The sequence below is a fragment of the Roseibium sp. MMSF_3412 genome (assembly GCF_030733265.1).
Classification (GTDB): domain Bacteria; phylum Pseudomonadota; class Alphaproteobacteria; order Rhizobiales; family Stappiaceae; genus Roseibium.
The window spans coordinates 143,560-155,784 of record NZ_JASHJI010000011.1 but is presented as its reverse complement, the minus strand read 5'-3'; the positions used below and the strand labels follow the sequence as shown (position 1 = coordinate 155,784).

The window sequence follows — 12,225 nt, the reverse complement described above, 5'->3', positions numbered from 1 at the left end:
AACCGGACAGCAGCGGAAGCGCGTCGGTCAGGACAGATCTGAAAAAGAAACAGAAACTCCCGAAACTCAGCTCTGTGACATCCGGCCGAGTTCCTCCACGATGATGGTTCCGATCGTATCGCAATCCTCTTCGGTGAAGCTCAGCGGGACGCGCAGATCCATGATCCGCCTGAGGATCGCGATGGTTCCGGGCAGCGACTGTTCGGGCGCGTATTTCCAGCTGTCGAACCGGCTGGTAAAGCCGACAGGATTGGCATCGCCGAACCATTTCAGTTCCACGCCGCGCTTCTTGCACGCATCCACGAAGGCCCGGCAGGTTTCGTCCGTCCAGTCCGGGACAAGAAACTGGAACGACGATCCGACATAAAGCTCCTGCTGGGGCCGGTTCGGAACCACGGCGTTTGCAGCGGACCTGAGTTTCTCCTCAAGGACCTGGTAGCGCCGGTTCCAGCGGTCGATGTTCCGGTCAAGGTGCGGCAGCTGCGGCCGCAGGATCGCGGCCCGCAGGTTGTCCATGCGCGAGGAACAGTTCGGGTTTTCGAACCGGGGTGCTTCGAAGGCGGCTTTGTCTGGACGCGCGAGATGTTTCTCGAACAGCATGTAGGAACCGGACAGGATGACGGCATTCGCCATGATATCGGCATCGCCCGTTGTCAGCAGACCGCCTTCACCGCTGTTGAGATGTTTGTAAGTCTGCGTGCTGAAACAGGCCACCTTGCCGTAGTTGCCGCTCTTGATGCCGTTCCATTCCGCGCCCATCGTGTGTGCGCAGTCCTCGACCAGAAGGACACCGTGTTTTTCCAGGAGCGCGCACAGCGCGTTCATGTCTGCAAGGTGTCCGCGCATATGCGACAGCAGCAGAACCCTGGCGGTGCTGGACTTGATCTTTGCCTCGAGGTCCTGAAGGTCGATGGTGAGGTTTTCCGTCGTCTCGACGAAGACGGGCATTGCGCCGACGGCCGCAACAGCTCCGGGAACAGGCGCAAGTGTGAACGCGTTTGTCAGAATGGCATCGCCGGACTGAACGCCCACGGCTCGCAGCGCGATCTGCATCGCGGTTCCGCCGGATGTGGTTGCCAGGCAGTATTTCGCGCCCTGATAGGCGGCATATTCGCTCTCCCACAGTGCCGTGTCCCCGTCTTCTCCCTCGACGGTGTTGTACCGGTGCAGCCGTCCGCTCTCCAGAACACGTGCCGCTTCCGCAATCGCCTCGGGTGATATCGGTTCTTGTTGCGTGAACGGTTTATTGAAAACCAATACGGACATGGCATCAGGTCTCCACAAACGCCCCGATCCGGTGGGGACGGCAATCGAACATCTTGTCTGATGATGCACTTTGGCAGGCTTTTGAGGGATTGTCTTGCAAAGGATTGTCACCAGGTTTTCGGACCTTGACCGCGTTTTCACAACCGGGCGGGGACAGCGCCCGAATGTGGGTGCCATGAACGCGAAAACGCTGGAAGCTCGAGTTCTGAAGCGGATGCGGTCTGTTGCCACACGCTGCCTGGAGAATGTCGGTAAATCTTCACAAACGGAATGGAAAAACGCCATCTTTCCAAGAGCTAAGCGTTTTATGAATAAGTCGCGGCTCAGATATGCAGAAATAGACGTACGATTCTCAGTATTGATGCATTGAATTCTTAACTTCTGTCGATTAAGTGTCCGATTAAGTTGAAACGCCATCATCTTGGGCGAAGCCCAGGCAGAAGGAGGTCGCCATGACCCGTGATGATCTAATTCGCGAGTACAAAGAGCACAGCGGATCCTGGCAGGGTCTCGTCGGTGTTTACGCCGTGATTGTTGGCGTTATGGCTCTGTCCGGCTATTTGATGGTCGGCTGACCGCACCTGAATTTGTGCGCAAAGAAAAACCCCGGGATGAAAATCCCGGGGTTTTCTCTTGTGTTTCAATCAGACCTTGGCCGCTTCGCCGATCGAATCCGTGCCTCTTTCCTCCAGCAGCGTCGTCAGCCAGTTCGGATCCATCTCCGGAACCGACGACAGCAGGAGGTCCGTGTAGGGGTGATGCGGCGGCGTGAACATCTTGTCCTTCGGCCCCTGTTCGACAACCTTGCCCTTCTGCATCACCACCACTTCGTCCGCAATCGAGCGCACGGTTGCCAGGTCGTGGGTGATGAACATGTAGGCCAGATTCAGGTCTTCCTGCAGCTTGTCCAGAAGCTTCAGAATGCCCTCGGCAACAAGCTGGTCGAGCGCACTCGTCACCTCGTCGCAGATAATGAAAGAGGGCTCGGCCGCAAGCGCGCGGGCAATACCGATGCGCTGTTTCTGTCCGCCTGACAGCTCCGGCGGGAACCGGTTGTAGAACTTCGCCGGATCCAGCTCGATCAGGTCGAGCAGTTCATCGACGCGGTTTTTCAGTTCGGCCCCGTGAAGGTTGCCGTAGAACTGCGCCGGCCGCCCGATGATTTCGCTGATCCTGATCTTGGGGTTCAGCGCGGTATCCGCCATCTGGTAGATCATCTGTGCCTGGCGCAGCTGATCCTTGGATCTGTCCTGATACCTCGGCGGCAGCGATTCCCCGTTAAACAGGATTTCGCCCTTGGTCGGCGGCAGGAGCCCCGTGATGCAGCGTGCGGTCGTGGATTTGCCCGAGCCCGATTCGCCGACAACGGCCACGGTCATGCCCGCGTAGATGTCGAACGAGACATCATCGAGAACCTGGATCTTGCCATAGGCAGCGTCCACGTTCTTGACCGAGACGATCGGCACGGCATCGGCGGCCGCCGGGCGGTCCTTCTGCGGCCGCTTGAAGCTGCGCACCGCCCAAAGGCTCTTCGTGTAGTCTTCACTGGGCGAATCCAGCATCTGCTCGGTAGGTGCTTCCTCGACTTCCTCACCCTTGAGCAGAACCTTGATCGTGTCCGCCATCTGCGCAACCACGGCAAGGTCATGGGTGATATAGATCGCGGCCGTGTTGAACTGGTCGACAATATCCCGGATCGCGGCCAGAACCTCGATCTGGGTGGTCACGTCCAGCGCGGTCGTCGGCTCATCGAAGATGATGAGGTCGGGACGGCAGGCCATCGCCATGGCGGTCATCGCACGCTGCAGCTGGCCGCCCGACACCTGGTGGGGGTAGCGGAAGCCGATCTCATTCGGATTGGGCAGACGCAGGCGATGATAAAGCTCCATTGCATCTTCCTGCGCTTCGACACGCTTCTGGATGCGGTACTGGATCGGAGCTTCCGTGTGCTGGTCGATGATCCGGTGCGCCGGGTTGAACGAGGCCGCCGCCGATTGCGCGACATAGGCGATGCGCGATCCGCGCAGAGCCCTGAGGTCGCTTTCCGGTGTCGTGGTCAGCTCCATGCCGTCGAACTCGATCGAGCCGCCGGAAATCCGGCAGCCGTCCCGCGCAAACCCCATGGACGCAAGCCCGATGGTGGACTTGCCGGCACCCGACTCTCCGATCAGGCCGAGGACTTCCCCCTTGTGGAGGGTCAGGTCGACACCATGAACGATTTCGACCCATTGCTCGTCGGAATACCCCTCGATCCGAAGGTCCTTGACTTCAAGAAGAACTTCTTTCCTTGGGACCATGATCAAACCTCCTTCAGGCCGGAGGACCGGAACAGCATCCAGTCGACGACGAAGTTGACCGCCACCGTCAGCAGCGCGATGGCTGCAGCCGGGATCAGCGGTGTGAGTTCACCAAACGAAATCAGCGTTGCGTTCTCGCGTACCATCGATCCCCAGTCCGCGGTCGGCGGCTGAATGCCGAGACCCAGGAACGAAAGACCGGCGATGAGCAGGAACACGAAGCAGAACTCGAGGCCGAATTCCGCGATCAGCGGTGCGGTCGAATTCGGCAGGATTTCCTTGCGGATCAGATACCAGGTTCCTTCCCCGCGAAGCTTGGCTGCCTCGATATAGTCCATCACCACGACGTTGCCGGCAACGGCACGTGTCAGGCGGAAGACCCGAGGCGAATAGATCAGCGCGATCACCACGACAATCACAACGAGGCTGGTTCCGAAGATACTCAGCATCAGCAGCGCGAAGATCAGCGACGGGATCGACATGATCACGTCGGCGGCGCGGCCCATGAACTGGTCGAACCAGCCGCCTTTCGTGGCGGCGAGCAACCCGGCCAGCGCACCGGCGATGAACGCGAGTGCTGTGGCCAGCAGGGCAAGGCCGACAGTGTTGCGCGCGCCGTAGATGATGCGGCTGAACATGTCACGTCCAAGCTGGTCGGCACCGAGAAGCATGTTCTCGTCCGCAGGCGCGAAGGCCGAGGAAATCACCTCCGCTTCGCCGAAGGGGGCGATCACGGGTGCGAAGATCCCGGCAATTGCGTAGGTGAAGATCACGAACATGCCAAAGGCGGCCGTCAGCGGCGCGGTCCTGAGTTCCTTGGCGACACCATCGGGAGCGATGATGATCAGGAACTCGCGAAACGCGTAGGAGACACCAGCGGCGAGCGCGAGCAGACCTGCCGCGATCGTGATGAAGCGCAACGCAGGCACCCCGCCGATGATCCCGGTGACGAAGGAGATCAGCGTCAGCGAGAAGATCAGCAGGAAGATCTGCCGTTGCTTGAAATACGCTGCCAGGCACGAGGCCCCGATCAGCAGCGCATAATATCCGATAACGAATGAATTCATGTCGCTGCCCTCACTTCGGATGCCGCAAACGCGGGTTGGTCAAGATCGATCCGACATCTGCTGCAAGGTTGAGCAGAATGAAGGTCGCAGCGAAGATGAGACAGCACGCCTGAACGATCGGGAAGTCGCGTTTCGACACCGCATCCACCAGCAACTGGCCGATGCCCGGGTAGACGAACACCACCTCGACAAGGACAACGCCGGTGATCAGGTACGCCAGGTTCAGGGCGACAACGTTGATGATCGGCGCCCATGCGTTCGGCAGGGCGTGTTTGACGATGACTTTCCACGCTGGCACACCTTTCAGGCGGGCCATTTCAATGTAAGGCGACGCCAGCAGGTTGATGATGGCGGCCCGGGTCATGCGCATCATGTGTGCGGTCACGACCAGAACCAGCGTCAGCGCCGGCAGGAAGGTCCTGTGCAGCAGTTCGCCGAAGCTCATGTCGGAGCTCAGACTGGCGATTGCCGGGAAGTAGTTGGTTTTCACGGCCAGGTACAGGATCAGGATGTAGCCGAGAAAGAATTCCGGAGAACTGATCGAGGTCAGGGTGACGACGTTGGCGACCCGGTCAAACAGCGTGTTGCGCAAAAGCGCGACGATCACACCGAGAATGATCGAGATCGGAACCGCGATGACGGCCGCGTAGCACGCCAGGAACAGCGTGTTGACGAAGCGGTCGCTGATCGCCGTACTCACGCGCTCGCCCGAAATGAGCGAAACGCCGAAGTCGCCGGTTACGGCGCCGCCAAGCCATTGGAAATAGCGAAGGATCGCGGGCTGATCGAGGCCCATCTTTTCGCGCAAGGCAGCGACGGTTTCAGGTGTGGCGGCCTGCCCTAGTACGGCCTGGGCAATGTCGCCCGGCAGCAGCTCGACCGCGAAGAAAATCAGGATTGAGATCACGAAAAGCGTGACCACACCTAAGCCAAGTCTCTTAAGGACCAGCTGTAGGATGTCCCCCATTTAACCCTCCAGAATAAAGACGCCCGGTACCATTGGTGACCGGATTTGTGTCAGGCGCGGATCCCGGTTGGGTCCTCAATTTGTCTTTGTGAGATGCCCGACAGTCTAGGACGGAGCCGCCCTGTGAAAGACGGATCCAAGCGAATTGCGGCGGACACAGTGTCCGCCGCAACGTCTGAAATCAGCCCTCGAACCACCAGCGGTGCGTTCCTCTTCCGCCATCGGTCTCCCAGGAAGCGGAAACACTTGGGCCGTGCTTGACGTTCTTGCGACGCGCGTAGACGAAGTTGACGAACATCGGAATGACCGTGCCGCCGTCGTCGCGGGCCAGCATGCACATCTCGTGGTACATTTCGGCACGCCTGGTTTCGTCCAACTCCGCTTTCGCCTGGAGCAGCAACTCGTTGAAACGCGGGTTTTTCCAGTGCGCTTCGTTCCAGGCTGCATCGTCCTTGTAGGCGAGCGTGAACATGTTGTCCGGGGTCGGGCGTGCGCCCCACTTCACGAACACCCACGGCTTTTTCAACCAGACATCCGACCAGTAGCCGTCATTGGCTTCACGTACCGGCTTGATGTCGATCCCGGCCTTCTTGGCCTGCTCGGAATAAAGCACGATCATGTCGACCGCACCCGGCAGCACGCTGTCCGCGGCGGACAGGCTCACCGAAAGGTTTTCCATGCCGGCCTGTTTCAGGTGCCATTTCGCCTTTTCCGGATCGTATGTCCGCTGAGGAATGTCAGCCGGGAAATACGGCATGTTGGGCGACACGTGGAAGTCGTTGCCCGGAATGCCGGTACCAAACACGATCTTCTCGACGATCTCTTCGCGGTCGATCGCAAGCTTCAGGGCCATGCGGACATCGACATTGTCGAAGGGGGCAACGTCGCAGAACATCGGCAGGGTGATCGCCGAACCGGAAGGAATGTTGTCGACCTCAACATCCGGATGACGCTGCAGGAGGGCCATGGTTTTCAGGTCGACGGACGAAATCGCGTCGACGTCGCCGGTGACAAGTGCGGTCTGACGGGCATTCGGGTCGTTCAGAACGGTCATGTCGATGCGGTCGAACCAGGCGCCTTCGCGGTGCCAGCCGTCATGGCGGACAAGCGACGTGCCGATGCCGAATTCGTTCTTCTCGATCTTGTAGGGACCTGCGCCGACGCCGCTTTCCCAATCGACCGAGCCGTCGTCATTGGCCGGCAGCATGACCAGGTGATAGTCGGTCATGATCCACGGCAGGTCCGCGAAACCCTGGCTCAGTTCGATGACGATGTGCTTGTCGCCATCGGTCTTGATGTCGACGACACTGTCGAGCAGGGCCTTCGCCGCCGAAGTCGACTTCTCGCCGCGGTGATGGTTGAGCGATGCAACGGCATCGTTGGCCGTGAACTTGCGTCCGTCGTGGAACGTGGCATCCGTGTTCAGCTCGAACGTCCAGGTCTTGGCGTCCGGGCTTGCTTCCCAACCGACGGCCATGTCCGGTCCAAGACCGTTTTCTTCCGTGATTTCAGTCAGGTAACTGCGGTGTGTATGCGCCAGCTGAATGGAATAGACACTCTGATATGTGCCGGGATCGTGGTTGTCGCTGGTGTTGCCGTCATGTACGCCGTAGCGGAACGTTCCACCGCGCTTGGGTTGCGCTTTCGCCTGGGACGTCCAAAGGCCGGTGGCGGTTGAGGCCGTTACACCGGCCAGCATCGAATATTGCAGAAATTCACGTTTTGAGATGCCGCCCGAGCGGGCCGCCTTCTCAAGATTGTTCATCAGCTCTGGATTTTTTGATTTTGTCATACTTACTCCCCTTCAGGACCGGTGCCGGACCTGAGGTCCGGCGAAATTCCCACATACAGCTTCTTCATTTTTCCGGTATTTGCAAAGCTCATATGCGACATTTAATCAGCAAAACACGAACACCGCCGATTCCGCTACCCTTTTGATAAAATTCTTCGTTCCTCATTTTGGAATTTGTTGAACGCCAATTTTTCGCATGAGCGCACAGAATTTGACCAGTTGCTTCATTTTCAGGCGGAGAAACGACGGGCGATCGGGTCTTTCGCCAGATATATTATTGAATACTTGGCGAACATCTGGCAACACGATAGATATTACCTTTTTTTAACATTCGAGTCGTGAACCGCCCAAGTTTACGGGGTTGGGGTCAAATAAAACCGTTGGATTTACAAGGTTCTCGCCACTCGAGCATCTCTCGCCAATGCTTGTGATTTGGTCGGATGGATCTCTTTCGTAAAGTTGTCGTGAGGTGGCTGTTGATCGGTCATTCTGTCATTCGGGCAAATACCTCTCCGACCAGAACTCCGCGGCGCTCCCGGCTGAGATCAGGGCGTCGATCTCCCTATCATCCAAACCGAGTTCGTTGAGGATTTCGCGTGTGTGCGCACCGTATTTCGGGGCAGGCCCCGGGATTGTGACCTCGGCGCGTTCGGGACGCACTGCATTCGGGGCAACCAGATCGACCCAGCGGCCCATGGGATGCAGATCATGCCGAACGGCGCTGAACGTGCGCGTGGCAATGTCCGCAGTTCCATCGCTTTCCAGATGCAGGTTTGTGTCCCGTGTCGCGTGGAGCGAACCGAGCGGCACGACGGCGGCTGAACCGCCGGAAAACCGCTGTGCCCAAAAACTTGCCGGGTGCCCGGCAAACCGCTCCGAAAGGGCAGCTTCCAGGCCGGAATCATCAGAAATGTCGAGGTCTTCAAGCTCGGGAACGGACGTAAGCGCAGCTTGCCTCAAGGTCGGGGCGGCAAAGAACATCCAGCCGTCTGAGGCTTCATAGCACCGGTAGAAAGGTCCCCAGCCCCGGACTTCGCGCCCTGCGGGTTCATCGAAGGGACCGCGTCCTTCGAAGTCATACATGAACTGCGCCTGTATGAGTTCACCCGCCGAGGCGAGCGAGGCCCGAGCGACACCGCCCTTTCCCGTCACGCGCAACCTTTCGAGCGCGGCACCGAGACCGACACAGGCACAAAAGCCCGCGAGCACGTCAATCGTGCCGAAATGGGCATGTTCTTCCGGCGTCCCGGGTCCGCCGCCGAACCGCGTCATGACCCCGGTCGCCGCCTGGGCCAGATCGTCATATCCGAGATGATCCGATTTGGGGCCGCGCAGCGGAGCCCCGAAGGCATCGAGCTGAACAAGGATGAGTTTCGGGTTGATCGCGGCAAGACGCTCCTGCGTGAGACCCAGCGCCGCACATTGCTGATCCGTTCCGTTGACGGTGATGACGTCGGACTGCGCTACTAGCTGCCAGAGCGCTTTCTGCCCGCCGTCGGATTTCAGATTGAGGAGAACGCTCTTTTTGCCGCGTTGGGCCTGCAGGCCGAACACCACCGCGTTCCACGGGTCCACCGAGGGTGACACCGGTTGAACCAGCGTGACGTCAGCGCCGAACCGCGCGATCGTCGCGCCGACCGTCGGACCCGCAATCACGTTGGTCAGGTCCAGAACTTTCAGGCCATCCAGCCATTTTCCGCCGCGTCTTTCATGCTGTTCCCGCGGTGTCTCTGAAAGGGTTTGCGATAGCGCCGTTTCGAACTCGTCCGGCTCGGGGCCCGAATCTTTCGCGGTGGCCGGACGGTCGCCGGACAGCCAGGCGACATTGCCCATCTGCCGCATGCGTCCGTGGCGCGGATCGTCGATTTCAAGCACAAGACCGGACTGAAGCGCATGCGGGTCGGACAGCCATTCCTGTGTGCTGCGCTGCGCGGTTGCGGGTGCCTTTGCCGCGCCGAACAGCGCTTCCCACTCATGTGCGGGCCGGGTCAGAAACGCGGCCTTCATCGCCTCGGAGATCCGGACACGGTCCTCGGGCCCGACCGGATAGCTTCGCAGCGCCCAGTCGGCGGGCCATTCGTTGCGATCACGATAAACGTCGAAATCCGGCAGATCCTCCAGAAGGTCCTTGAGCCCAAGCACCTCAAGGACACGGCGCGGATGCGTGACGATCGAGCACGCAACGACGTAGAAGCCCCTGCCGTCCGCGCATGTATAGGTGCGGTAAAACGGGTCCAGAAACTCCGAGAGCGCGGCAAAATTCAGGTCGTTCGGCAGGCCGAGCCGGGACCGGCGTTCAAGTTCATGCTCGCGCGGCGACTTGTAGCGGTCCGGATAGTCTTCGATCTGTTCGCTGTTATAGGCAAGGCCCTCGAACAGCGCCGATGCCAGCGGGACCTCGATATGATCGCCGCCCATGCGATCGCGGGCCTGCAACGCGAACAGCACCGACATGGCTCCGAATGCGGCACCGTAGGCGGAAGCAAGTCCGAGGGGCGTGAAGGACGGATTGATGCCCATCAGGCGGCGGTTTAGCCCCATGTCCGTGAACTGCCCGGTGCGCGCGGCAATCACCGCTTCCCAGGCGGGGATGTCGCGCAACTCGGGATCTGTCGATGCAAAGCCGGGCAGGGACAGGCTTACAAGCGACGGATTCACGTCCTCAAGAGCCTGCGGGCCAAGGCCCAGCCGCGTCATCACGCCGGGCCTGAAATTGTCGATGACCACGTCGGACCTTGCAGCGAGGGCAAGTGCCGTCTTTCTGCCCCCGTGTGTCTTGAGATCCAGCGTCAGTGCGCGTTTTCCGCGTGACAGCATGTCGAAGGCCGGGTCCTGCCAGCGCGGGCCGCCGGGCGGATCGATCCTTATGACTTCGGCACCAAGATCGGCAAGCATCATTCCGACAAGCGGACCGGCCAGATAATGCCCGAAGTCGAGCACCCTGATGTGCGAAAGCGGCCGATTTTGCACGGATGCACACTCCGAGTTTGGTTCTTTGGCCAACCAGATTATGTGAACCGCCGGGAAAAATTGGTCCCATAGTGCCAAATTTCATTTTCAAACCGCCAATCCTGCCCGGCAGACAGATCCGGCGTCTCGCAGGCAACACTTATGCGAACGGATACCGTCGGGCACAGCCTCGCGTTGCCAGGGAATGTCCGGCGGTCGAGAAACACGGCGGAATGTCGGAAAATGCGGACCCTGTTCGGTTTCGGACAGGAAAAGCGGGGACATAAGGCGCAGTCTGAAGTCAAACCAGACAGACTTCGGAGACTTATATGAGTGTCGCAGTTCGCAGCCGCAGTGGCGGCCGTGCAGGCCGCCGGGCCCTTCGCACCGCTCCCGACCACGAAATGCTTCCCGGGCTGACGCGGAATCTGCCGCTGTGCGAACCGCTAGACAATGACCAGATCCGCAAGCTCGATGACGCCTCCATGTCAATTCTGGAAGAGGTCGGCATCATTTTCCGCGACCCGATTGCTCTGGACGACTGGAAGAAGGCCGGTGCCAGGGTTGACGGCGAACGGGTCTATCTCGATCGCGGGCACGTCCGCGAGTTGATCAGGACCATCCCGTCCAGCTTCACCTATCATGCACGCAATCCGAAAAAGAACGTACCGCTCGGTGGCAACCGGACCATATTCGTGCCGATGACCGGTGCGCCGTTCCTGCGCGACCTGGACGACGTCAGGCGCAATCCGACGCTCGACGATCTGGCGATGTTCCACAAGCTGAGCCACATGCTGCCCGCAATCCATTCCAGTGCGCACCACATCGTTGAACCTTACGACCACCCCATCAGCCACCGCCACCTGCGCATCACCTATTCGTCGATGAAACACTCCGACAAGACATTCATGGGCATGACCACGAGCCCGAAGAATGCAGAGGACGTCATGGACATGTGCGCGATCCTGTTTGGCGACGACTACCTGGAGGATCACCCGGTCACGACCGGCAACTGCAACGGCAACTCGCCGCTCGTGTGGGACGAGACCATGCTTGGGGCGATGCGCGCCTTTTCGAGACGCAACCAGCCGGTCCTGTGCTCGCCCTTCGTGCTTGGCGGCGCCAACACGCCCGCGTCCGTCGTGCCGGCCGTTGCGCAGCTGAATGCCGAAGCCCTGAGTGCGCTCGCCTATACGCAGGTGATCCGCAAGGGCGCTCCGGCGATCTATGGCCATTACCTTTCAACCGTCTCGATGAAGTCCGGTGCTCCGATGGCCGGCACACCCGAGATCAGCCTGATGAATTTCCTGATCGGACAGCTCGCCAGGTTTTACGATGTACCCTGGCGGACCTCCGGCTCGCTTGGCGGTGCAAAGACCTTCGATGCCCAGGCCGGCTACGAGAGCGCCACGACCCTCAACGCTGTTATCCACGCGGGCGCGAATTACATCTGGCACACGGCCGGCTGGAACGAGGCCGGCATGCATTGCTCGGTCGCCAAGTTCATCGTTGATGCCGAGCAGTCCGCGATGGTCTACCGCATGGCGGAAGGCCCGCGATGGGATGATTTCGACGAAGCGCTCGCCGCCGTGCGCGATGTCGGCCCGGGCGGTCACTATCTGGGCCACCCGCACACGCAGGAAAATTTCCAGCGGGCGTTCTTCATGCCGGAGATGTTCGACAACAATTCGATCGAGCAGTGGAAGGCGGAAGGAGAGGTCGAAATCACGGAGCGTGCCCTGAAAAAGGCTCGTAAGCTGTTGTCGGAATATCAGGAGCCGAAGCTGGACGAAGCACGCAACGAGGCGCTTTTGGACTACATCGCGCGCCGGGAACGGGAAATCCCCGCCGAAGACGCTCTCAATCAGGATTACTGACGGCCACCAA

At 59.8% G+C, this 12,225-nt stretch carries 8 protein-coding genes; 2 read left to right on the top strand and 6 right to left on the bottom strand.

What is annotated here, in order from left to right:
- Positions 1-66: 66 nt before the first annotated feature.
- Positions 67-1,266 carry a DegT/DnrJ/EryC1/StrS aminotransferase family protein gene (locus RBB49_RS19120; RefSeq protein ID WP_306144475.1) on the bottom strand — a complete coding sequence of 400 codons (1,200 nt, stop codon included), beginning with the start codon at positions 1,264-1,266 and terminating at the stop codon, positions 67-69.
- A 452-nt stretch (positions 1,267-1,718) separates the two neighbouring features.
- Between RBB49_RS19120 and RBB49_RS19115 the strand changes: the two genes are divergently transcribed.
- Positions 1,719-1,841, top strand: coding sequence for a hypothetical protein (locus RBB49_RS19115; protein WP_306144474.1), 123 nt, complete (start codon positions 1,719-1,721; stop codon positions 1,839-1,841).
- Between the two features lie 69 nt (positions 1,842-1,910).
- Here RBB49_RS19115 and RBB49_RS19110 read toward each other — a convergent pair whose 3' ends face one another.
- The 5 genes from RBB49_RS19110 to RBB49_RS19090 all read right to left on the bottom strand — a co-directional run bounded on the left by RBB49_RS19110 (position 1,911) and on the right by RBB49_RS19090 (position 10,359).
- Positions 1,911-3,563, bottom strand: a complete 1,653-nt coding sequence (locus RBB49_RS19110) for an ABC transporter ATP-binding protein (RefSeq protein ID WP_306144473.1) — start codon at positions 3,561-3,563, stop codon at positions 1,911-1,913.
- A 2-nt stretch (positions 3,564-3,565) separates the two neighbouring features.
- Complete coding sequence (locus RBB49_RS19105) at positions 3,566-4,630, bottom strand: ABC transporter permease (RefSeq protein WP_336623432.1); 1,065 nt, start codon at positions 4,628-4,630, stop codon at positions 3,566-3,568.
- Between the two features lie 10 nt (positions 4,631-4,640).
- A complete protein-coding gene (locus RBB49_RS19100) occupies positions 4,641-5,597 on the bottom strand; it encodes an ABC transporter permease (protein ID WP_306144472.1) in 957 nt (318 codons plus the stop codon).
- A 181-nt stretch (positions 5,598-5,778) separates the two neighbouring features.
- Positions 5,779-7,389 (bottom strand): ABC transporter substrate-binding protein, encoded by a 1,611-nt coding sequence (locus RBB49_RS19095; protein ID WP_306144471.1) that lies wholly within the window; start codon positions 7,387-7,389, stop codon positions 5,779-5,781.
- 492 nt (positions 7,390-7,881) lie between these two features.
- Positions 7,882-10,359 carry a CoA transferase gene (locus RBB49_RS19090; protein WP_306144469.1) on the bottom strand — a complete coding sequence of 826 codons (2,478 nt, stop codon included), beginning with the start codon at positions 10,357-10,359 and terminating at the stop codon, positions 7,882-7,884.
- Positions 10,360-10,667: 308 nt separating this feature from the next.
- Here RBB49_RS19090 and RBB49_RS19085 point away from each other — a divergent pair, with 308 nt between their 5' ends.
- Positions 10,668-12,215: a trimethylamine methyltransferase family protein gene (locus RBB49_RS19085; protein WP_306144468.1), complete on the top strand. Its 1,548-nt coding sequence runs from the start codon at positions 10,668-10,670 to the stop codon at positions 12,213-12,215.
- The last annotated feature ends 10 nt before the right edge of the window (positions 12,216-12,225 follow it).

Coding starts and splice junctions, on each gene's coding strand:
- RBB49_RS19120 (WP_306144475.1), bottom strand. CDS start 1,266: ATGTCCGTATTGGTTTTCAATAAACCGTTCACGCAACAAGAACCGATA.
- RBB49_RS19115 (WP_306144474.1), top strand. CDS start 1,719: ATGACCCGTGATGATCTAATTCGCGAGTACAAAGAGCACAGCGGATCC.
- RBB49_RS19110 (WP_306144473.1), bottom strand. CDS start 3,563: ATGGTCCCAAGGAAAGAAGTTCTTCTTGAAGTCAAGGACCTTCGGATC.
- RBB49_RS19105 (WP_336623432.1), bottom strand. CDS start 4,630: ATGAATTCATTCGTTATCGGATATTATGCGCTGCTGATCGGGGCCTCG.
- RBB49_RS19100 (WP_306144472.1), bottom strand. CDS start 5,597: ATGGGGGACATCCTACAGCTGGTCCTTAAGAGACTTGGCTTAGGTGTG.
- RBB49_RS19095 (WP_306144471.1), bottom strand. CDS start 7,389: ATGACAAAATCAAAAAATCCAGAGCTGATGAACAATCTTGAGAAGGCG.
- RBB49_RS19085 (WP_306144468.1), top strand. CDS start 10,668: ATGAGTGTCGCAGTTCGCAGCCGCAGTGGCGGCCGTGCAGGCCGCCGG.